The sequence below is a fragment of the Ruegeria sp. CJ2 genome (assembly GCF_056536745.1).
Window position 1 is genome coordinate 120,987 of sequence record NZ_JBQFQF010000011.1, and the last position, 22,087, is coordinate 143,073.

Consider the following 22,087-nt stretch of genomic DNA (forward strand, 5'->3'; position numbering starts at 1 on the left):
AACAAATCTGCTTCCCAACCCCGAAGGATTTGTCAATTGCTCAATCGAAGAGGAAATCGAAAATTATTCAGGCTCTAACTAAGGGAATATTGGTGCAAAGATCAGGTGAGCCACCCAGTATGGCCTGAGGGTCGCACTATTCCGCAGTAGGGTTTTCCAGCGGTTGTTTTATTTTCGCAGGCGCACAACTATCACCTCAATGAAGATATTTATCAGGGTTTTTGTTTCAGGCTTATTGCTTGTTGCCGTGGTGCTAATCGGTTTTCGACTGGCAGCCGGCGCGCGGGAAACACTTGCCTTCGGTCATGATTTGCCGGATGGGGGACGGCTGATTGGCACGTCCGAGGGCGCTATTTTCGTACTGGAACGCGGACAGCCACAGAATATCCCTGTCGTATTTGCGCATGGTACGGCCGCTTGGTCAGGCTTGTGGCAGCCCACTCTTGACGCGGTGTCTGAGGCCGGATTTCACGCAATCGCCTTCGACATGCCCCCATTCGGTTGGTCAGAATATCCGCAAACGCCCGAGTATGGCCGTGTAAAACAGGCAGAGCGTGTCGGCGCCCTGCTAGAGGCGCTGGATGAACCGCCGATTATTGTGGCCCATTCGATCGGCGCGGGTCCGGTCGTAGAAGCCGTCATGCGCCGACCCGACCTTGTGTCCGGGATGATCGTCGTAAACGGTGCCATCGGTCTGGGCAAACATGAGCCCGACACAGCAACACCCGTTTTTCTTCGGAATCAGACCCTAAACAAGTATATTTCGGCCGCGACCATATCCAACCCCATGCTGACCCGGATATTTCTGCGCGGGTTCATCCACGACAAATCCGCAGCAACGCTTGAACGCGTGGCCCTGTTGCAAACCCCGATGAGGCGAGAAGGCTATACCGAAGCCGTGGCGCACTGGTTGCCCCATCTTTTAACCCCGCCGCAGGATGCGCTCAGCACGCGGCCAGAAAACTGGCGGTCACTCGATCTTCCGGTTGGGATCATTTGGGGGGTCGAGGATACAGTAACACCACTGAACCAGGCCGAGGAATTGCGCGCTTTGGTTCCGGGTGCCCAATACAAGGCCCTCGCGGGGGTCGGGCACATTCCACAAATAGAAAGCCCTTCAGAATTTCAGGAAACATTGATCAAAATGCTGAAAAACATATCCAACCCGCAGGGACATGAGGCCGAGTCATGACGAATTTCACCAGAAGGGCCGCCCTGTTTGCCGCCGGAGGGCTTGCCGGATGGGGGCTTTCGCGCTGGTTAGGCTCTGATCTGCCGGTTTATGACGGGACTAACCGAACCTTTGCCTCTGCATCAGACACCATCATGAACGACGCCAGCGGGCTGTCACCGACGCCGGTCAACAAGCATCTTGTTCTGACCGAAGACGCCGGGGACCAGCTTATCGCTGCGCTTCGCAGCGAACTGGCCGAAGCCAGCGCCGAGGGCCGCCCTGTCAATGTGGGTGCAGCGCGCCATTCGATGGGTGGGCAAGCCATTCCGCGCGACGGGACGGCAATTACTTTTGACAATGGTGCTGTGCAGATCGACAGCGCCGCGCAAACGTACCGCGCGCATGCCGGTGCGCGCTGGTCGCAAGTGATTGCCGCGCTGGATCCGGCGGGGTGGTCGCCCAAGGTGATGCAGTCGAACCATGATTTCGGCGTCGCGGCCACCTATTCGGTCAATGCCCATGGCTGGCCCGTTCCGTTTGGTCCGATGGGCTCGACCGTTCGATCGCTGCGGATGCTCCTGCCATCCGGAGAGATGGTGACATGCTCACCCACTGAAAACACCGACCTTTTCAATCTTGGCATGGGCGGGTACGGCCTGATTGGGATCATCGTCGATATGGACGTGGAAATGGTTCCCAACACTCGCCTGTCTCCGTCTTTTGATGTGATGGAGGCGCGGGAGTTCGCGGCGGCCTTTCAATCCGCGATCGACGACCCGGCGGTCACGATGGCCTATGGCCGGCTCAACGTGGAACGCGAGACGTTTTTTGAGAACGCGCTGCTGATCACCTATCGCGAAACAGATGACCAGACCGATTTGCCACCGGCAGTGGGCTCGGGGTGGATGTCCCATGCGGCCAGCCGCCTGTATCGGGCGCAACTGGGAAGCGAAGCGTTCAAAAGCTTCCGCTGGTGGAATGAAACAACGCTTGGGCCCGCACTGGGCGGCGGCGACGCGACCCGCAATTCCTTGATCAACGAACCGGTCGTCACATTGGATGACCGCAACCCGGACCGCACCGATATCCTGCACGAATACTTCGTGGGTTTCGATGCGTTCGACGATTTCCTGACCGCCTGCCGCGAGGTGATCCCCGCCTCGTACCAGGAGTTTCTGAATGTCACCCTGCGCTATGTCGCGCAGGATGATCAGGCGGTTCTGTCTTTCGCGTCCGAGCCCCGGATCGCCGCCGTAATGTCGTTCAGTCAAGAGATGACACACCGCGCCGAGGCGGACATGGCCCGGATGACGCAGGCCCTGATAGACCGGATTGTCGAGATCGGGGGGGCATATTACCTGCCCTACCGCCCGCATGCACGGCTGGATCAATTGACCTCGGCCTATGCGCGGGCACCGGAATTTGCGCAAGCCAAGCGTCAACTGGACCCCCAGCTTGTGCTTCGGAACAACCTTTGGGACAGCTATCTGGGGCAATTATGACAAATCTGCAAAAACTCTGCCTTGTATATTTCGTCGCGCTGATGATCGCGGCATCGCTGAACTATGTCCCCGGCCTGACGGATGAAAACGGTCTGGCCTTCGGGATCTTTGCACTGGATATCTATGACGACGCGCTGCACGTCGCCTCGGCGGTCTGGGCGCTGGTGGCCGGGCTGTGGTCCCACCGGGCTGCGCGCACTTTTCTGATCCTGTTCGGGCTGGCCTATCTGGGCGATGGCATTTTCGGGTTCTTCACGGGTTACGGCTATCTGGATCTGGGCATCTTCACCAACGCGTCCGCGGGAATTGACCTGTCGATGGGACGTATTTTTGCAAACCTTCCACATCTGGCTTTGGGCGGTATCGCGGCTTGGGCGGGTCTGCGCGATATCAGGAGAACGGCATGAGATTTCTTCTGCGCTGGATGCGCCGACTGGTTCTGTTGATTGTGGTCGTCGCGATCTGCCTGGTTGCTCCGATCATCTATGTCGAGACAAGCTGCAAGGGAACCGCGCAGTTTCAGCCCTATGACGCCCTGCTGCCGCCCGAACACCACCGGCCTGAGACCCGGACGCTGATGACCTATCCGGAATGGCACATCGTGCACGCCTATGAGGATTATGCCGAGGTTCTGCGGCAGGGTGATCCGCATGACTATGGATTCTGGCAGGGGATCACGGGGTTCTGGAGCTCGCTTTGCGCCCTGTCGCAAAGCGCGTCGGCCCATGGCGAGGTGGATGCCGCGACCAAGCAGATGATCTATGTCATCGGCACCAGCTTCACGGCCGAGCTTGCACTGAAGGCCGCCTATGAAGAGACGTTGGGGCGTTTGTTCACAGCCCTGCGCGGGCCACAGCGCGCGCCGCTGGATGATCTGTCGGCGCAGCAGGCCGCAGAGTATGCCCGGTTTCTGCAACAGGTGCCTTGGTACAAATGGCCCTTTGCCGAGGATGCGCAGGACCTGTTGAACCAATCCAGCGGGTCATTGCGTGACAGCGAACGCGCAATCGCCTTGGGGTTCGAATACACGGCCAAAGACGGCTATGCTGGCCTTATCGAACAGGCGGTCGCTCAGGTTGGCGCGGATGAGCTGACCCTGCGCATGATCGTCACCGGGCCCGAAAATCTTCCGGCTTACCCGGATGTTCAGGTCATCGGCTCTGGACCCGACGGGACCGAGATTGAAACGCCCCGGTATCGCGCATTGACAAACCTTCTGGTCGATATGGCGCGCGATGGCGTTGATCTGGTCGAAATCGCGGGGAATGATGACATCATGTTTACGGCCCTGTCCGATCAGCCGACCGAAGAAGGTGCGGTTTTCAGTGCGCCGCGCCAGGGGTTTGGTGATTATCGGCACCTGATCGTGGTCAAGGTCCCGCAGCTTGCCGAACGGCTGCGTCAGTTGGAGGGCTCTGGCCTGACGCTGGAACACATCCATGACTATTAGGACCGTTCTGATCGCCCTGCCCCTGTTGGTTCTGGGCTGGCTATCGACATTGGTGGTCGTGGCTTTGCTAACGGACGAAGCGCCAGCCTATGTGGTCGTGCTGCCGCAAGACAGGTTACTAGACGGGTTGCCGGGTGACACAGCGGTTCTGGCCGCGTCGCGGTTTAGCGTGACGGTGGCCTCGGACACGCCGGGCTTTGCCAAGGCGCTCTATTCCAGCGGTGCGCGGTTGGTTCTGCCTGCGGGCCTGCCGGGGTGCCTGCCCTTGCCCAAGGTTTGACGCTCATCCTTCGAAGGGCAGGCGTGCCTCGTCCAATGTTCGTTGGATGGATGGCAGGTTCAGCGTGTGCGTCACCAGGGCCGAGCGCGAGATCACCCGCCCCTTGCGCACCACGGCCAGACGATGGGCGCGCAGGCGGATCGCCTCGATCGGGTCGGCGGCCTGCAACAGCACGAAATTCGCGTCACAGCCCTTGGCAACACCGTACCCCTCAAGCCCCATGATCCGGGCCGAATTCTGCGTCACCGCATCAAAGCACCATGTCATATCGGCACGGCTGGACAGTTGCCCCACATGCAACCCCATAAAGGCCACATCCAGCATGTCGGCCTTGCCCAGAGAATACCAAGGGTCCATCACACAATCGGACCCAAAGCCCACAGTGATCCCCGCATCGCGCAGCTCGCGCACGCGGGTCTGGCCGCGCCGCTTGGGATAGGTGTCGTGGCGGCCTTGCAGCATGATGTTGATCAGAGGGTTGGGGATCGCATGAACCCCGGCCTCGACCATCAGCGGGATCAGCTTCGAGACATAGTAATTGTCCATCGAATGCATCGAGGTCAGATGCGACCCCGCAACCCGTCCATTCAGACCCAAACGCTGGGTTTCATAGGCCAGCGTTTCGATATGGCGGCTGTGGGGATCATCGCTTTCGTCGCAATGCATATCGACCATCAACCCGCGCTCGGCCGCGATTTCGCACAGCAAACGCACGGATTCGGCCCCGTCTGCCATGGTGCGTTCGAAATGCGGGATGCCGCCCACCACATCCACACCCATATCCAGTGCGCGGATGGTGTTCCGCATCGCCGTTGGGTCGCGCAACACGCCGTCCTGCGGGAAGGCCACCAGTTGCAGGTCGAGGTAATCCTTCACCTGTTCGCGCACCTGCAACAGCGCCTGCACGCCTTTCAACTCATCATCGCAGGTATCCACATGGCTGCGGATCGCGCCGATGCCCTTGGCCACCGCCAATTCGCAATAGCGCAACGCACGGGCGACAATGTCGTCAACCGATTGCAACGGCTTCAACTCACCCCACAGCGCAATCCCCTCAAGCAAAGTGCCCGAGACATTCATGCGCGGATTGCCCAGTGACAGGGTCGCATCCATGTGGAAATGCGGATCGACAAACGGGGGTGAGACCAACTGACCCTGAGCGTCGATGATCTCGGCCGCATCAGCAGCGATCCCGGCCTCGACCGCTGTGATTTTGCCGCTCTGACAAGCGATATCCATCCCGGTCTGACCGTCCGTCAGGGTGGCGTTTTTGATAAGCAGATCGACCATTTTCAGCGTTGACCTTTGAACCATGGGGTAAGCAATGCCCTTGGATAATCCGCCGAGCGCGCGGCGATCACAAGGGCGATGATCGACAGGACATAAGGTACCATCAGAAAGACCTGACCGGGAACCAGCGCGCCAACCTCGGTCTGCAAGCGCACCTGCAGCGCATCGAACGCGCCGAACAGCAGCGCGCCCAGCAGCGCCTTGCCCGGCCTCCAACTGGCGAAGATGACCAGCGCGATACAGACCCAGCCGCGCCCATTGACCATGCCAAAGAAAAAGGCGTCAAAGGCGCTCATGGTCAGGAAGGCGCCGCCCAGCGCCATCAGTGCCGAGCCCGCGACAATGGCTCCGATCCGCAGGCCGTAAACCGACAGACCCTGCGCATCGACGCTGTCAGGGTTGTCGCCCACCGCCTTGATCGCCACGCCCAGCGCGGTGCGGTTCAGCACATACCAGACCACCGCCACCAGAAGCAGCGCCAGCCATGTCAACGCCGTCTGCTGAAACAAAACAGAACCTAAGAAGGGCAGATCAGACAGAATCGGCAGGTCCAGCGGCTGAAATGGCTCGATCCTTGGCGGCGACGACACATTCGGCAGCGCCGTGCGATAGGTATAGTAACTGACCGAGGTCGCGAACAACGTGATCCCCAGCCCTGAGACGTGTTGTGACAATCCCAAAGGTACTGTGAGGATCGCATGGAGCAGACCAAAGAACGCCCCTGCCAGCGCTGCGACCAGCACACCGCCCCACAGACCCGCGCCCAGCCAGACAGCCATCCAGCCGCACATGGCGCCGACGACAAAGATGCCCTCGATCCCGAGGTTCAGCACGCCTGCACGTTCGCAGATCAGCGCGCCCAGCACGCCAAAGATCAGCGGCGTGGCGATTCGCAGGGACGCGGCCCAAAAGCTTTCGGACAGCAGAATATTGAGAATATCCATCATGACGCTGCCCTCGCGGTGCTGGCCCGGACAATGCGGTAACGGGCGACAAACCCGCCGACCAGCACGCACAGCAACGAGACCGAGACCACCAGATCCGCCAGAAAAGACGACACGCCCATCGCGCGGCTCATGCTGTCAGCCCCCACAAAGACCGAAGCGATGAACAGCGCGGCAATCACCACACCCACGGGCGACAAACCCGCCAACATCGCCACGACAATACCGGTATAGCCAAAGCCGGGCGACAGATCGGCGGTCAGGTATCCTTTCAGACCCGCGACCTCGCTTACGCCTGCAAGCCCCGCCAGACCACCCGACAGGATGGCCACGCCGAACAGCGACCGGTTCACGTTGATCCCTGCATGGCGCGCGGCGGCGGCGTTCTCACCCACAGCGCGCAGCTTGAAACCCCAGACAGAGCGCGCCAGCATGAATTGGGCCAATCCCGCCAATATTAGAGCCAAAACAAGCCCCGAATGCACCCGCATCCGCTCCATCAGTGGCGGCAGCATTCCCTGATCCAGAACCGGTGCCGATTGTGGCCAGCCCAGCCCCATCGGATCCTGCAACGGCCCTTCCAACATCATCTGTACGAAGATCAGGATAATGAAGTTCAACAGTAGCGTCGTCACCACCTCATCCGCACCAAAGCGGGTTTTCAGATAGGTGGGGGCGACCATCCCCGCCGCCCCCGCCGCTGCGCCCATCAGGACGATCAGCGGTAACAGCAGGATGCCTGAGATATCCAGCACCCCTGACCCGATGGCCACCGCAGCCATCGCGCCCAGATACAACTGCCCCTCGGCCCCGATATTCCACAGCTTGGCACGAAAGGCCAAAGCCGCGGCGAGGCCGGTGAATATCAGTGGCGTGGCGCGTGTCAGCACCTCGGAAAAGGCAAAGACCGACCCGAAGACACCGCGAAACATCTCGGCATAAGCGGCGATGGGGTTTGCACCGGCGGCAAGCAGCGGGATCGCGGCGAAGCCCAGCGCGATCACGGCCGACAGGATAGGAACGCCCAACGTGAAAGCCCGCGATTGGGTCTGGCGTGGTTCAATGCGGATCATGCCGGTTCTCCTGCCATCATCAGCCCGATCTGTTCACGGTCGCGGCCCGGTGCCTCGTGCAGTTCTCCGTCGCGGATCACGACGATCCTGTCTGCAAGGCTCAGCAATTCGTCGAGATCCTCGGAAATCAGCACCACGCCCGCGCCACGCGCCCGTGCGTTCAGCAGGCGCTTGCCCACATCGGCTGCGGCACCCATGTCCAGACCGCGTGTCGGCTGGTTTGCCAGAATAAGGCGGGGGGAAAGATCGAAGACGCGCGCTAGAATGAGTTTCTGGATATTGCCCCCGGACAACAGGCGCGCAGGCGCATCCACGCCCGGCCCGCGCACGTCATAGGCTTTGGACAAACGCTCGGCATTGTCCTGGATGTCTTCGCGGCGCAATAACCCGTATGATTGAACCTCGGGATCGTTCAACCGTTCTATGACCATGTTTTCGGCCACGCTCATGGCGCCAACGATGCCCTCGTGGTGGCGATCTTCGGGGATGCGGCCCACACCCGCGCGCACCATCTTGGCCGGGGTGGGAGAGGTAATTTCGGCCCCATCCACTTTGATTAGACCCTGTTCTGGTCGCACAAGACCTGCGATGACATTGGCAAGCCCGCTTTGTCCGTTGCCGGAAACCCCGGCGATCCCCAGAATTTCATGCGCATGCACCGTCAGGTCTACCGCCGTCAGCGTATCGCGTTTGGACCGCCCCGCGACCGATACGCCCGACATGGTCAGGACGGGATCACCGGGCGTCAGGTAAGACCCTGCAAGCTCGGGTGTCTCAGCGCCGACCATCATCTGCGCGATCGACTTTTCATCCGCTTCGGACGTGGCCATCTCTCCGACTTTCCGCCCGTGCCGCAGAACGGCAATGCGATCCGAAAAGGCCAGAACTTCGCGCAGCTTGTGACTGATGAAGATGACCGACAGCCCTTCATCGGTCATCAGGCGGATGTTTTCGAACAATGTATCCGCTTCTTGCGGGGTCAGAACGGCGGTTGGTTCGTCCAGCACCAGAATACGGGCATTGCGGTACAGCGCCTTCAGGATTTCCACCCTTTGCCTTTCGCCTACCGACAAACGGCCAACCGGCGTATCAAGGGGCGCGGACAGACCGCTTTGCGCCATGATGCCTTCGATCCTGCGCCGCGCCGCGCGTCGATTGCGGCGCAGCGAAAGCAGGGGTTCCGATCCCAAGGTTATGTTGTCGAGGGCCGAGATATTTTCGGCCAGCGTGAAATGCTGGTGCACCATTCCTACGCCCGAGGCCAGCGCCACCTGCGGGTGGCCCAGCGGCAGAGGACGCAACACCCCGCCTTCATCAGCGACCTCGATTGAACCGGCGTCGGGCAAGTAGTGCCCGAACAGCATATTCATCAGCGTGGTCTTGCCCGCGCCGTTTTCGCCCAGCAGCGCCAGAACCTCGCCTTTGTTCAGGGTCAGGCTGACATTGTCATTGGCGATGACCGGGCCGAAATGCTTGCTCAACCCGTTGAGTTTCAGAACCGTGGAATCTGTCATTGGGGAAACGGGCCGGTTTTGAGGCCGGCCCGAAGGCGATCAGTTGTCGGAAACGGGTCGGTCATCGTTCACGTTGACGCGGAACAGCCCGTCCATAATCTCGGCCTGTCGCGCGTTGACCGCTTCGACCACATCGGCGGGTACCAGTTCTTCATCCAGAACCATGGAACCGCCGCCATATCCCATAAAGCTGTACTGGCCGTAATCCGCCGCCTCGAACGAGCCGCTGGCGACATTGGCAATGGCCTTGTCAATGGTCGGCTCCATGTGCCACAGGGCCGACGCCATGATCGTACCGGGATAATCACCTGACGTGTCGATCACGTTGCCCACGGCTTTGACGCCACGCTCCACTGCCGCGTCCGACACACCGAAGCGTTCGGCATACATGATGTCCGCACCTGCATCCATCATTGCAATCGCGCTTTCCTTGGCCTTTGGCGGGTCATACCAACTGTCGATGAAAGTCACGAGGAATTTGACATCCGGGTTCACCTCGCGCGCGCCATCCATGAAGGCGTTCATCAGTCGGTTCACCTCGGGGATGGCATAACCGCCGACCATACCAATGACGTTCGATTCCGTCGCCGCACCAGCGACCATACCGGTCAGGTAGGACGGCTCGTGAATCCAGTTGTCAAAGACCGAGAAGTTCGGACCAACCGGCCCAAAGGACGAGCCCATCAGGAATGCCGTGTCGGGGTAGTCCTTGGCCACCTTGCGCGCGGCGCGCTCTAGCCCGAACACCTCGCCCACGATCAGTTGCGAGCCCTGTTCGGCATATTCACGCATCACGCGTTCATAGTCGGTGTTCGCCACATTCTCGGAAAAGACGTATTCGATGTCGCCCCTTTCAGCCGCCGCGTTAAGCGCCTTGTGGATACGGCTGATCCATTGCTGTTCCACGGGCAGGGTATAAATCGCAGCAACCTTGACCGTTTCAGCCGCAGCCACGCCGACGGAGTATATTGTTGACGCCGCCGCGACAGCGGCAAGCAACAGTCTTCTTGTCATATTATTTTTGGCCATCACACTCTCCTGTTTTCAGGGATGGCAGCATTTTTTTACTGTTCAGTCAAATTTTTTCCGGTCAACAGCGGTGTATGAAACAGCCCGATGAGCAATTTTTGGGCACTGAAATCAGGGCGCTTGTTCTGGGCAAAATCAACGCGCCCCTGACCTGATCAAGGCCGTTTGGGTGGCCGATCCAATGCAATGGTCAGTTTTCAAAACGAGGCATCGCGGCCTTCGGAATACGCGCGCCATAGTGCCGAATAACTTCACCCGACAGCGTTTGACCCCACGTGATTGCCGCCGCCTGAGGGTGCCCCGTCAAGCGTGCGGCCAGATACCCTGCATTGAACGCATCGCCAGCCCCGGATGTGTCGCGAATTCCATCGACCTTGGGGGTCTCGGTCGTCGTTGTCTGACCGTCCGCCAGCGCAATCATGGGGTCTGGGCCGTTCTTGACGGCAATTTCCGAAATGCCCGCTGCCCTCAGCCGTTCAACCGTATGCGCCGGAGACGCATCGCCCCAAAGACCTTGTTCGTCATCAAAGCTGGGGAATGCGATATCGGTGATCTGGTTGAATCTGGCAATCGTCTGGCGGGTTTCTTCGACAGACGACCAAAGCCGGGGTCGTATGTTTGGATCGAAAGAAACCAAGGCGTTGGCCGAGCGCGCTTCGGCCAGCACATCCCATAAAACCGCGCGGGCTTGGGCCGATAGAATGGCCAGAGTTATTCCGGACAGATGGATCAGACCCGCACCCTTGACCACCTGCCGCAACCAATCGCGATCTTCTGCAAGCAACCGCGCCGCCGAAGCCTCGCGCCAGTATTGAAAACTGCGCTCGACGCCATCCAGCTCGATCAAGTACAAGCCCATGGTTCGATCGGTGACACGGCCAATCCCATCCGTATCCAGCCCGTCCTCGTCCAACTGCTGAAGAAACGCGGACGAGACCTTGTCGGTTCCGACCTTCGTGACGAAGCCAATCGACGCCTTTTCGCCAAGGATCTGCGCCATATGCCAGGCGGTGTTGAACGTATCCCCGGCAAAGCCGCGTTTGTATGTGACATCGCCCAAATCGGCCATTTCGATCATGGCTTCACCAATCGCGACGGCCTTGTTTGACGCGAAACTCAGCAAGGCACCGTATCCCCATCGTTTTGATCGTAGATGGCCCCGGTCAACCAAGCGGGCCAATCCCGTTCGAAAAAGGTGCGGGCGTCTTGATCAAACCTGCGGATTTTTCGGTGCGTCACGACCATATCCTCGCCGTCCAAATGAACGAGCAGTTGTTCGCTTTTGTCTGCGTCTCGTTCGGATCGAAACCTGACCTCCGGTATCGGACCATGCGCCGCTTGGGGCAGAGCATCCCCGTTGGGATCGCAGATTGCACGCGCCCCACGGCTGCCGCCGCCCTTGGCAATATAATGGTCCAGCGCCGCCAGCACCGCTTCGGAGGCCAGAGCCATCTGCTGCCACTGCAACACGCGCCCCACCTCATTGCTGCGCTTAAACGAGATCCCGTTGCGCCGGATAAGCGCATTCAGGTCGCTGGCCGCCTGATGCGCGGTCGATACGTCCTTGGGCGTGCACAGGATGCCAGCATGATCGCTCATGCGGGCCTGAACTTCGGACCGGATATCGACAGCGCTGCGGGAACTGTTCGAATTCAGAACTGCCTCAATCCCGGTCAATGCGCGTTCTGCCAAAGACGTGACTTCCAGTTTCGACGCCTCATGCGCCATCCGGCTGGCCGCAATATATTCCGCGACGCGGGTGCCAAAAACCTGTCCGGCGTTCAAAGCCGATCCACCGGGGCGCGTGACGCCGTGGGTTCCTGCGGCCTCTCCCACCGCATAGATCCCGGCGACGTTGGTGCGGCCCCAGATATCCACGGCAATACCGCCATTCATATGCTGGTTGTTCACCGCGAATTCCAGCGGGTCGGTGGTGATGTCTACCTTGTAGCGTTTGTACAGCTCGATCGACAGCGGGTTCATATGGCGCAGCCGGGCGATTGGCTGATCGTGAACGGCCCCGGCATGCCGAAGGTAGCTGCGCACATCGTCATCCAAACGGTCCAGACTGAACGGCTGATCACCCGGCACTGGCAGAAGGTTGCGGTTGAAATCCATGAACACCCGCCGACCCTTCTGGTTTTCCCGCACGATCGCCAGATCGACAAGGCTGGACTGAAAATCCAGCATCCGCGTGGCGTGGAACGGCCATTGATAACCCTTGCGGAAGATGTTCGAGGCCATCTCTTGCGTGGTGCGATAATAGTCGGCCAGAAAGTGATGCTCGGCCCCGCTGTCATCCACCGAATAGATATGCGGGATCACCTGCACATAGGTGCCCGACAGGTTCCACGGAAACCCCTCGCGCCGCGTGCCGATGCCAAACTGACTTTCGGTGATGTTGACCAGTTCCAGACCGGCCTCAAGCGCAAGCCCCAACGTGCCGAAACAGCCATTGGGGAACACGCTGTCGCGGTACAGCTCTCCGGGTCCTCCGGCTGCAAAGACCAGTGCGTTGCAGATGAACAGCGTCAGCCCATAGGGGTTTGCATCCGAACTGGCCTTGGGGCGGATCGCCAACAGGCCGACCACGCGTTCATCTTCGGTCAGAACTTTTACGGCCGTCGTGTGGTTAAAGAAGGGGATGTCCAGCCGGATCGCCTCTGCCGCCAGCACCTGCACCATCAATCGCGAGGTGCGGGGGCCGCAGCTTGTGGCACGCCCGACCTCGTCATGATCCGTCTGGTAACGCAACGTGCCGCCCAGTGCATCCTGCGGCAGAGGTAGCCCCAGATATTGCAGGGATGCCATCGCGCGGATCGAGCCGACGGCCTCGATATACGCCGTGTCTTCATCCATTGCGCCGCCTGCCCGGATCGCCGCCGCCATATCCTGAAAGTCATCGCCATGATCTTTCGTATTTGCCGTGTGCAGAGTCTGCTTGTCCGAACCGGAACAGGCCGAGGTCCCGCCCCACGCGCTTTGGCTGATGATGGTCACGTCCACGTCGCGCCTTTTCATCTCGACGGCTGCGCGCAACCCGGCGGCTCCGCTGCCGATCACAAGACCTCCGCAGGCGTGAACCGGAATGTCATACCCGCCGATCCGGACGGTGGTCGGCAAGCCCGGTTCCGGCCGCAGGCGCGGCATGGCCACATCGGTCAGCGCATCAAGAATATCCTGAGGGACAGTGGTGCTCATGAAGATCGGTCCTTATGGCGTATCAGTCGATATCGACCCAGCGCTTCAGGCGCGATGATGACATGCAGGCGTCGACGATCTGGCAAATGCGATGGCCCGCATCGAAAGTGGGCCACATCGGTTCGCCTGTGGTGATGGATTTAATGACTTCGGCGGCTTCGATGATTTTGCTTTCGTTATAGCCCAGCCCAAAATTGGGCAGCGGCAGAAACGCGCCATAGGTGTCGTGCTCGGGACCAACGTCAATCTCGCGATAGCCGCGCCGCCCGGTCGGATCATCATTGGTGTAAAATCTCAGACGGCTCAATTCGTCGTAATTGTAAGCCAGACTGCCCTTGGTGCCGTAAACCTCATAGCTTTGCATGAATTTGCGGCCCGTTGCGGTACGGCTGAAATCGACCATCCCGCGGGCTCCGTTGGCGAAATGGCACAGGACATTCGCGCCGTCCGGGTTGGTGATGGGCTTCCACTCTTCCTTGCCGGTCAGCTCGGGAACTTCACCAAGGCCTACACCTTCCACCACCGGGCGTTTGTCGGTCACGACATAAGTGTCCGCAATCAGGGACGTTACCGGCCCGACCAGAAAATCCATGAAGCTGAAGACATGTGAACCCGTGTCCCCAACAATGCCAGTGGGCGCAAGGTCCCCGTCGGCGCGCCACATATAGGGCGTCTGCGGGTTGCCGTACATGTCGACATGCTGACAGCCCTTGAACAGGGTAATCTCTCCAATCTCGCCCGCCTCGATAATCTCTTTCGCGCGGCCATGCACCGGGTTACGGGGAAAAGCATGGCCAACGCGGGTGATAACGCCCTTTTCCCGCGCGATCTGGGCCAGTTCCAGCGCTTCGGCCGCAGTGTCGGCAAGGGGTTTTTCGCAAAACACATGCTTGCCCGCCAAAAGCGCAGCCTTGGCCACCTCGTAGTGCAGATTGTCAGGCAGGCAGATGTCAATCAGGTCGATCTCAGGGTCGGCCACGGCCTCTTGCCAGGTCTTCAGAATCTTGGCGTCCGGGGCGCGAAACGCAAGCTCTTGCCCTGCATTGGGATTCGAGGAGACCAGCGCCGTAACCCGGGCCGTACCAAAGCTGTCGCCAAAGAAATGCGGGAAGGTCTGGAACGCCATCGTATGAACGCGGCCCATCCAGCCCGATGCGCCCAGAACAGCTACTTTTACCTCGGACATGTTCTTCTCCTCATTCTTCAGCAAGTCTCGCCGGACTAAAGATCGCTTGAGGCACGCGCGATCAGGCGCACCGGGCTGCGATTCAGGCTGCTGGGTTTCGTTCCGTTCTTGACCCAATTCAGGATCTGTTCCGCCGTCGATTTGGCAAAGTCGGGAATGTCACAGCAAACCGACGACAAGGGCGGGTGGCTGTCCCGGCTGTCTTCGATATCGTCAAACCCCACCACACGCAGATCAGTGCCAATCTCGACCCCCAACTGGTGAGACGCTGACATGACACCCAAAGCCACCAGATCGTTGAAACAGATCGCGGCATCCACATCCGGATGGTCGCGCCGCAACTGCCCCGCAATGGACTTCCCGAACGAGCGCGTGGCCTCGCCGGTCAGAACCAAGGGCGGCATACCCTTTTCGTTCAGAATTTCCAGATAGCCGCTCATGCGCTCCTGCGTGACAGGACGTCCTTCCAAACCACCCAGAAAAGCGATGCGTTTGCACCCTTTCTCCAACAGGTGTTCGGTCGCTAAACGGCTGCCAAGATGATAATCCGGCGCGAAAAACGGCAGGCTTTGCGCCTGCGCATCGAGGGTTCTGAACACTTGCAACGTCGGTGTACCGGACGCGGCGAACAGGGCCAGCGTGTCCTCGACATCGCCATACGCCGGAGAGATCACGAACCCCGAAACCCCATGCTCGGTCAGGGTCGAGATCATGCTTTTTTGCAATTCGGGGTCTTCATCCGTGTTGGCCATGACCGTGGCAAAACCGTTTCGCGCCAATTCCATCTGAAACAGGGCCGCAAACTCGGTAAAAAAGGGGTTGCGCAGATCATTGATCACCAATCCGATCAAACCCGAGGACGACGATCGCAACGTCGCAGCCGAACGGTTGTAGACATAGCCGATCTCAGCCATCGCCTTGCGGACCGCGTCGCGCGTTTCAGCCTTGACCGAGTCGCTGCCCTGCAAGACTAGGCTGACAGTTGATTTCGAAACACCTGCCTGCTTTGCCACGTCTAAGATCGTTGGTCTCTGGCCCATAATTGTCCGCTGCCTTGTTCTGTTTGCCCCGACTATGTGCCTACACGTTCAAATCCAGCACCAGAATGCCGTCAATCCCTCCGACCGCGTTTTCAACAAGCTGACGGCCCAATGCCTTATGCTCGGCGTTGTCGGTGTAATTTTGCAGCGCATCCCAGTCTTCAAAGTCGATGACAAAGCCGTGCATATAGCCCCGCTCAATCTGTTCGGGGCTTTCCGATCGGCCGCCCGTGAAATTCTGCGCACCGGGCAATTTTCCCGTTACGGCGGCAAGCCCGTCATAAATGCCTCGGATGGTGTCTTCCGATACGTCGGGTTTGAATTTGGTCAGTACGATATGTCGGATCATGTCGCGTATCCGTTATCCTGTTTGATCATGTCAGCCGCCTTTTCCCCGATCATGATCGACGGCGCGTTGGTGTTGGACGAGTTCACCGTCGGCATTACCGAGGCATCGGCCACCCTCAGCCCGTCGATCCCGTTGAACCGCAGGCGCGGGTCCAGGACCGCCTGATCGTCGCTCCCCATGCGGCAGGTTCCGGCGCAGTGATGCGAGGTTTTGGAATGGACGCAGATGAAGTTGAAATAGTCTTCGTCAGTGCGCACATCCGGCCCCGGCAAACGCTCGGCCAGAACATATGGTTTCAGCGCGTCCTGCGCCAAAATCTCCTGCACCAGTTTCAGGCCGCGAATGGACATCTCGCGGTCATAGGGGTCCGACAGGTAATTGGGGTCGATCAGGGGCATATCTGCCGGGTTGTCGCTGCGCAACCGGACCGAACCTCGGGACCGTGGCCGCAGGTGGCACGCGTTCAGCGTCACCCCGCCATTGGGCATCGCCTCGACCCCGGCCTCGATCCCCGTGCCCAGACCCAGATGCATCTGAATATCGGGCGAACGGGCGTTTTCGTCCGCGTACCAGAACCCGCCAGTCTCAAACAGGCTCGAGGCAACCGGGCCTTTGCGTGTAAGCAGATATTGCAGACCCGCCAGCGCCGACAGGTGCAGCTTGGCATAGCGGTCATAGGTGTGCGGGCCGGTGACTTCGCAGATCGCATACAGGTCCAGATGATCCTGAAGGTTCGCGCCCACATTGGGCTGGTCGAACACAACGTCGATCCCCAGCGCCTTTAACCCGTCCGCTGGGCCGATGCCCGACAGTAGCAGCAGGCGCGGCGAACCGATGGCGCCCGAGGACAGGATCACCTCTTGGTCTGCGGTGATCTTGCTGCCATCGACCATCTCGACCCCGGCTGCCCGACCGCCGTCGACGGTGATCCGGCGCACCTGCGCATTGGTCTGGATCGTCAGGTTGGACCGCGACCGCGCGGGGGCCAGAAACGCCATGGCCGAGGACGACCGGCGCGCGTTGCGCTGGGTTAGCTGATAATAGCCTGCCCCGTCCTGCTTTTCCCCGTTCACATCCGTGGTTTTCGGAATACCGACCTGACCTGCGGCCTCGATAAACGCGTCACAGATCGGCAGCGGTGCGGCGGGCATGGAAACGCCCAGCGGACCACCCTGACCGTGGAATTCCCCGCCATAGGTATCGTTGTCTTCGGATTTCTTGAAATAGGGCAGAACGTCCTTGTAGCTCCAGCCTTCGCACCCCATCTGACGCCATTCGTCGTAATCCTGCGCCGCGCCCCGCGTATAGATCTGCGCATTGATGGCCGAGCCGCCGCCGATCACCTTGGCCTGCGTGTAGGTGAAAACCTTTTCCTGCATCGACCGTTGCGGCACCGTGCTCCATCCCCACGACCCGATGCCTTTGGTCATTTTGGCAAAGCCTGCGGGAAGGTGGAACAGGGGGTTGCGGTCGCCACCGCCGGCCTCGAGCAGCAGAACGCGCGCGTCGGGGTTTTCCGACAAGCGGGCGGCGATGGCTGATCCGGCCGAACCGCCGCCGATAACAATAAAGTCGTAACCAGCAGTCATGCGGCCCATTCTCTTTCCTGGATGTGGCGTCCGGCACGAAAGGCCAGCGCTGCGATGGTCAATGCGGGGTTCACGGCAGCCGAGGTCGGCAGGACCGACGCGTCAACGATGAACAGGTTCGGGTGGTCGTGGCTGCGGCAGTACGTGTCCACCACGCTTGTGGCCGGGTCCCCGCCCATCCGCGCAGTGCCGCATTGGTGCGACGGGGTGCGGCGGTCAAAGGGCCTGGACAACACAACGGGAAAACCGGCCTTGTGGAGTTTGCGTTTCAGCACGCGCACCAGCTCCAAATGCGCGTCCCAGTTCGACCGCTGCCAGTCCAGCCTGATCTGCCCGTCCTTCAGCGTCACGCGGCTGTCCGGGTTGGGCAGGTCCTCGGACATGGCGTAGAAATCGAAACTGCGATCTGCGATCAACGAAGCAACCCAACTAGGCATAGGAGTCGTTGCCGCAAGGATCGGACCGGTGATCTTGCCCAGCATCTGGATATTTCCCAGCGGTGCCCCGCCCTGACCGTCTGTCAGGTAGAAATCGTTCACCATCAGGGTTTTCTGATAGACCGACCTGTTGCGGCGCAGTGGGTGCAGCGCCAGCACAGCCGAGCAGTTGTGGTTCATGAAGTTCCGCCCCACCTGATCCGACCGATTGGCCAGACCCGAAGGGCGCGCCGCATCCGCAGAAGCCAGAAGCAAAGCCGCGGTCTGAACCGCACCCGCCGCCAGCACCACAATCGGCGCGGTCAGTGTCTCCTGACGGCCGTCCACTTCAATCACGACACCGCTCACCCGACCATGCGCGTCTGCAACAAGCCGCAGCGCACGCGCGTTGGTCTTGAGTGTCACGTTTTCATGTTTCAGCGCCTCGGCCAGCCCGCAGGTTTCGGCATCCATCTTGCCGCCGCAGGTGTTGGGAAAAGCGTCCCACGTTGTGTCGCCAGCGGCCAGCCATCTGTCCAGATCCAGACCCAGCGGGATAGTGGACGGCGACAGGCCGACGGACCGGAGCCGTGCAAACAGATCCTGTATGTCCGGCTCATGCGTCAATGGACCATGCGGGTAAGCACCGGAATGCGGTGGCTCGGTCGGGTCTTCGACGGGATCGCCGCGTACACAATACAGGTCTTCGGCGGCCTGATAATCCAGTTCCAGATCATCATAGGTAACCGGCCAGCCGGGGGTCGTACCGTCGCGGTGCTGCATCGGGGCAAAATCTTCGGCCCGGTACCGGATCAGGGCCGCGCCGTAGAACTTCGAGTTGCCGCCGACAAAGTAATAATTTCCGGGATTAAACGGCTGATCATGTCCGTCCAACCACGTTTCATCAGGACGAAACACGCCATCACCAAAGATCGCTTTAGCATCCCGGTCCTGCGCAGACGGCTTTAACCTGTCGCCGCGCTCAAGGATCAGGATGCGGCGACCGGACGGGGCCAACGCTGCCGCAAGGGTCGCACCGCCCATGCCGGACCCGATTATGAGGACGTCGGGTTGCATTACCCATTACCCCTGAATGCGGTTCTCAGTTTCGGGGTCGAAGGCCACCGCCTTTTCCATGTTCACGGCAAAGGTGAAATCCTGCCCGGGCGAGACCTCGGCATCCGAGCGCATCCGCGCAATTACATCGCGCCCACCCAATTGCATTGAGACAAACGTGTCTGACCCGGCGGGTTCGGTCACCACGATCCGGTTGGTCATCGTCGCAATGTTCGAGGATTTCCGATCCGCCCCGTCCATATCCGTTATGGTCTCGGGCCGTATACCCAACAGGATGTCACGCCCGTCCCAATGGGACAGGTTGTCCTGACTGAAGGGCAGTTGCGCCATCGACCCATCATGCAGGGCAACCTCGGCGTGGGGTCGGCCATTCAACATCACCACCTTCGCAGGCAACACGTTCATCGCGGGCGAGCCCATGAAGGTCGCCACAAAGATATTGGCGGGGGTGTCATAGATCTCTTGCGGGGTGCCCAGTTGCTGAACGTAGCCGCCATTCATCACGGCGATGCGGCTGGACAGGGTCATCGCCTCAATCTGGTCATGGGTTACGTAGACGATGGTCGTGCCAAGGTTCTGGTGCAGCTTTTTGATCTCGGTCCGCATGTCGACGCGCAGCTTGGCATCGAGATTCGAAAGCGGTTCATCAAACAGGAACACATCCGGCTCGCGCACCAATGCTCGCCCCATGGCCACGCGCTGCCGCTGACCGCCCGAAAGCTGCCCCGGCTTGCGGTCCAGCAACTGTTCGATCTGCAGCAGTTTGGCGACCTCGGCCATGGCCTTTTCCCGCTCGGGCTTGGGGACGCCATGCATCTCAAGCCCAAAGGTGATGTTCTGGCCCACGGTCATGTTGGGGTACAAAGCGTAGCTCTGGAACACCATGGCGATGTTGCGGTTCGACGGGTGGACCCCATTCATCACCTGATCCTTGATGCGGACCTCGCCGCTGGTGATCTCTTCCAACCCTGCAATCATGTTCAGAAGGGTGGATTTGCCGCAGCCCGAAGGCCCGACCAGAACGAGGAACTCTCCTTCCTGCACCGAGATGTCGACCTTGTGCAGAACTTCAACCGAGCCGTAAGACTTGGTCGCGTTGTCGATATCGAGAAAACCCATGATCCGTTATCCTTTCACGGAACCCGCCATCAGGCCGCGGACGAAGTAACGACCGGCCACGATATAGACGAGCAGAGTTGGCATGGCGGCAAGAATGGCGCCTGCAAAATGTACGTTGTATTCCTTTACACCCGTTGATGACTGCACAAGGTTGTTGAGCGCGACAGTCATCGGCTGGCTATTGGCATCGGCAAAAGACGCGCCGAACAGGAAGTCATTCCAGATGTTGGTGAACTGCCAGATGATCGACACCACCGCGATCGGGCCCGAACTGGGCAGCAGGATGCGCCAGAAGATCTGGAAAAACCCCGCCCCGTCGATCTGCGCCGCCCGGATCAGCTCGGTCGGGAATACGGCATAGTAGTTGCGGAAATACAGCGTGGTGAACCCGATGCCGTAAACCACGTGCACCAGCGCCAGCCCCCATGTCGTACCCGCCAGACCGATGATACCCAGCATCCGCGCCATCGGGATCAGCACGATCTGGAACGGGATGAAACAGGCAAACAGCATCAGCCCGAACAGGATGGTGTCGTATTTGAACCGCCATTTGGTCAACACATACCCATTCAGCGCGCCAAGGACGGTCGAGACGATGACAGCCGGAACCACCATTTTGATCGAGTTCCAGAAGTAAGGCTTCAACCCGGTCGGATCGACCCCGATCTGGGCCGAGGACCACGCCTTGAACCACGGCTCGAGCGTAAAGACCTGCGGCAGGTTCATCATGCCGCCGCCGGTGATTTCCTCCAGCGGTTTGACCGAGTTCACCAGCATCACGTAAAGCGGCAGCAGGTAGAACAGCGCAAACAGCAGCAGCACCAGATAGATCAGTGTACGGGCAACGCGGCCCGTGCGGATTGCGGTATCTTGCGAGGCCTGAGACATCAGCGTTTCTCCCGCAATTCGGCGTACAGGTAGGGGATCATGATCGCCGCGATGGTCATCAGCATGATCGTGGCCGAGGCCGCGCCAATGCCCATCTGGTTCCGCGTGAACGTGTAGGAATACATGAAGGTTGCAGGCAGTTCGGTCGCGCGACCCGGTCCGCCGCCTGTCAGAGCGATCACAAGGTCAAAGGTCTTGATCGCAAGGTGGCTGAGGATCACGAAGGCCGACAGGAATGCGGGGCGCAGTTGCGGGATAATGATCCGGCGATAGAGGTTCCAGTTCGAGGCCCCATCCATTTGCGCGGCGCGCAGGATTTCATTGTCGATACCGCGCAAACCGGCCAGAAACATCGCCATGACAAAGCCGCTGGTCTGCCAGACAGCCGCCAGGACAACCGTATAGATCGCGTAATCGCGGTTTTTGATCCAGTCGAATTCGAAACTGGTCCAACCCCATGTGTGCATGACGTTTTCCAGCCCGATGCCCGGATCCAGAAACCATTTCCACGCCGTGCCGGTGACGATGAAACTCAACGCCATCGGGTACAGGTAGATTGGGCGCAGCAACCCTTCACCGCGGATTTTCTGATCAAGGAAGATCGCCAGCCCCAGCCCGATACAGGTGCAGATCACGATATAGAGCCCTGCGAAAATCCCCATGTTGATCAGCGAGGTTTCCCAATGGCTCAGACGCCACAGCTTGTCGTAGTTTTCCCATCCGACCCAGCCAAAGGTCGGCAGGATGCGGCTGTCGGTGAACGACAGATAGACCGAGAACAGGATGAACCCGTACACAAAGACCAGCATCATCGCCAGCGACGGTGACAGGACCAGCTTGGGTATCCAGTTCTGAAGGCGAGTCTTGAAATCCGCGTCGGCTGAAGCAGCCATGGCGCGCCCTCCTGCGAGTTGTGTTTTAAGGCGTTGAGCGCCCTCTTTGGACAGGGCGGCTAGACCGCCGCCC

The 22,087-nt window shown here is 59.8% G+C and carries 20 protein-coding genes; 5 read left to right on the forward strand and 15 right to left on the reverse strand.

Annotation, left to right across the window (positions count from 1 at the left end; all coding sequences use genetic code 11):
• The first annotated feature begins 199 nt into the window (after positions 1 to 199).
• From ACR0MS_RS16210 to ACR0MS_RS16230, 5 genes are read left to right on the forward strand one after another with little or no spacing between them, the layout of a single operon-like run.
• Complete coding sequence (locus ACR0MS_RS16210; RefSeq protein ID WP_480575477.1) at positions 200 to 1,192, forward strand: alpha/beta fold hydrolase; 993 nt, start codon at positions 200 to 202, stop codon at positions 1,190 to 1,192.
• Positions 1,189 to 2,676 carry an FAD-binding oxidoreductase gene (locus tag ACR0MS_RS16215; RefSeq protein WP_480575480.1) on the forward strand — a complete coding sequence of 496 codons (1,488 nt, stop codon included), beginning with the start codon at positions 1,189 to 1,191 and terminating at the stop codon, positions 2,674 to 2,676. Before ACR0MS_RS16210 ends, ACR0MS_RS16215 begins: the two co-directional genes overlap by 4 nt.
• Positions 2,673 to 3,083 (forward strand): DUF4383 domain-containing protein, encoded by a 411-nt coding sequence (locus ACR0MS_RS16220; protein ID WP_480575483.1) that lies wholly within the window; start codon positions 2,673 to 2,675, stop codon positions 3,081 to 3,083. The genes ACR0MS_RS16215 and ACR0MS_RS16220 overlap by 4 nt, the downstream gene beginning before the upstream one ends.
• Complete coding sequence (locus ACR0MS_RS16225) at positions 3,080 to 4,126, forward strand: hypothetical protein (protein WP_480575486.1); 1,047 nt, start codon at positions 3,080 to 3,082, stop codon at positions 4,124 to 4,126. Before ACR0MS_RS16220 ends, ACR0MS_RS16225 begins: the two co-directional genes overlap by 4 nt.
• On the forward strand, positions 4,116 to 4,406 hold the full coding sequence (locus ACR0MS_RS16230; RefSeq protein WP_480575489.1) for a hypothetical protein: 291 nt from the start codon (positions 4,116 to 4,118) through the stop codon (positions 4,404 to 4,406). The genes ACR0MS_RS16225 and ACR0MS_RS16230 overlap by 11 nt, the downstream gene beginning before the upstream one ends.
• A 3-nt stretch (positions 4,407 to 4,409) precedes the next feature.
• Here the strand turns inward: ACR0MS_RS16230 and ACR0MS_RS16235 are convergent, their stop codons facing one another.
• From ACR0MS_RS16235 to ACR0MS_RS16305, 15 genes are all read right to left on the reverse strand, one after another.
• Entirely contained in the window at positions 4,410 to 5,696 is a 1,287-nt protein-coding gene (locus ACR0MS_RS16235) for an amidohydrolase family protein (RefSeq protein ID WP_480575492.1), read from the reverse strand.
• Between the two features lie 2 nt (positions 5,697 to 5,698).
• Positions 5,699 to 6,640 carry an ABC transporter permease gene (locus ACR0MS_RS16240; RefSeq protein ID WP_480575536.1) on the reverse strand — a complete coding sequence of 314 codons (942 nt, stop codon included), beginning with the start codon at positions 6,638 to 6,640 and terminating at the stop codon, positions 5,699 to 5,701.
• Positions 6,640 to 7,710: an ABC transporter permease gene (locus ACR0MS_RS16245; protein WP_480575539.1), complete on the reverse strand. Its 1,071-nt coding sequence runs from the start codon at positions 7,708 to 7,710 to the stop codon at positions 6,640 to 6,642. The genes ACR0MS_RS16240 and ACR0MS_RS16245 overlap by 1 nt, the downstream gene beginning before the upstream one ends.
• Entirely contained in the window at positions 7,710 to 9,227 is a 1,518-nt protein-coding gene (locus ACR0MS_RS16250) for an ABC transporter ATP-binding protein (RefSeq protein ID WP_480575494.1), read from the reverse strand. The genes ACR0MS_RS16245 and ACR0MS_RS16250 overlap by 1 nt, the downstream gene beginning before the upstream one ends.
• Before the next feature lie 39 nt (positions 9,228 to 9,266).
• Positions 9,267 to 10,256, reverse strand: coding sequence for a BMP family protein (locus ACR0MS_RS16255; protein WP_480575497.1), 990 nt, complete (start codon positions 10,254 to 10,256; stop codon positions 9,267 to 9,269).
• A 190-nt stretch (positions 10,257 to 10,446) separates the two neighbouring features.
• Positions 10,447 to 11,379, reverse strand: coding sequence for a sugar kinase (locus ACR0MS_RS16260; RefSeq protein ID WP_480575499.1), 933 nt, complete (start codon positions 11,377 to 11,379; stop codon positions 10,447 to 10,449).
• On the reverse strand, positions 11,373 to 13,457 hold the full coding sequence (locus tag ACR0MS_RS16265; protein WP_480575502.1) for an FAD-binding protein: 2,085 nt from the start codon (positions 13,455 to 13,457) through the stop codon (positions 11,373 to 11,375). Before ACR0MS_RS16265 ends, ACR0MS_RS16260 begins: the two co-directional genes overlap by 7 nt.
• 22 nt (positions 13,458 to 13,479) lie before the next feature.
• Positions 13,480 to 14,643 carry a Gfo/Idh/MocA family protein gene (locus ACR0MS_RS16270; RefSeq protein WP_480575505.1) on the reverse strand — a complete coding sequence of 388 codons (1,164 nt, stop codon included), beginning with the start codon at positions 14,641 to 14,643 and terminating at the stop codon, positions 13,480 to 13,482.
• A gap of 35 nt (positions 14,644 to 14,678) precedes the next feature.
• Positions 14,679 to 15,656, reverse strand: a complete 978-nt coding sequence (locus tag ACR0MS_RS16275) for a LacI family DNA-binding transcriptional regulator (protein ID WP_480575508.1) — start codon at positions 15,654 to 15,656, stop codon at positions 14,679 to 14,681.
• A 67-nt stretch (positions 15,657 to 15,723) separates the two neighbouring features.
• Entirely contained in the window at positions 15,724 to 16,032 is a 309-nt protein-coding gene (locus tag ACR0MS_RS16280) for a Dabb family protein (protein WP_480575511.1), read from the reverse strand.
• Positions 16,029 to 17,621: a GMC family oxidoreductase gene (locus ACR0MS_RS16285; RefSeq protein WP_480575542.1), complete on the reverse strand. Its 1,593-nt coding sequence runs from the start codon at positions 17,619 to 17,621 to the stop codon at positions 16,029 to 16,031. Before ACR0MS_RS16285 ends, ACR0MS_RS16280 begins: the two co-directional genes overlap by 4 nt.
• The gene (locus ACR0MS_RS16290) at positions 17,618 to 19,114 is read right to left on the reverse strand and encodes an FAD-dependent oxidoreductase (RefSeq protein WP_480575515.1); all 1,497 of its coding nucleotides are present in this window, start codon (positions 19,112 to 19,114) and stop codon (positions 17,618 to 17,620) included. The genes ACR0MS_RS16285 and ACR0MS_RS16290 overlap by 4 nt, the downstream gene beginning before the upstream one ends.
• Positions 19,115 to 19,120: 6 nt before the next feature.
• Positions 19,121 to 20,233 (reverse strand): ABC transporter ATP-binding protein, encoded by a 1,113-nt coding sequence (locus tag ACR0MS_RS16295; RefSeq protein ID WP_480575518.1) that lies wholly within the window; start codon positions 20,231 to 20,233, stop codon positions 19,121 to 19,123.
• Between the two features lie 6 nt (positions 20,234 to 20,239).
• The gene (locus tag ACR0MS_RS16300) at positions 20,240 to 21,121 is read right to left on the reverse strand and encodes a carbohydrate ABC transporter permease (protein ID WP_171125776.1); all 882 of its coding nucleotides are present in this window, start codon (positions 21,119 to 21,121) and stop codon (positions 20,240 to 20,242) included.
• Complete coding sequence (locus tag ACR0MS_RS16305; RefSeq protein ID WP_171125774.1) at positions 21,121 to 22,014, reverse strand: carbohydrate ABC transporter permease; 894 nt, start codon at positions 22,012 to 22,014, stop codon at positions 21,121 to 21,123. The genes ACR0MS_RS16300 and ACR0MS_RS16305 overlap by 1 nt, the downstream gene beginning before the upstream one ends.
• Positions 22,015 to 22,087: the final 73 nt, after the last annotated feature.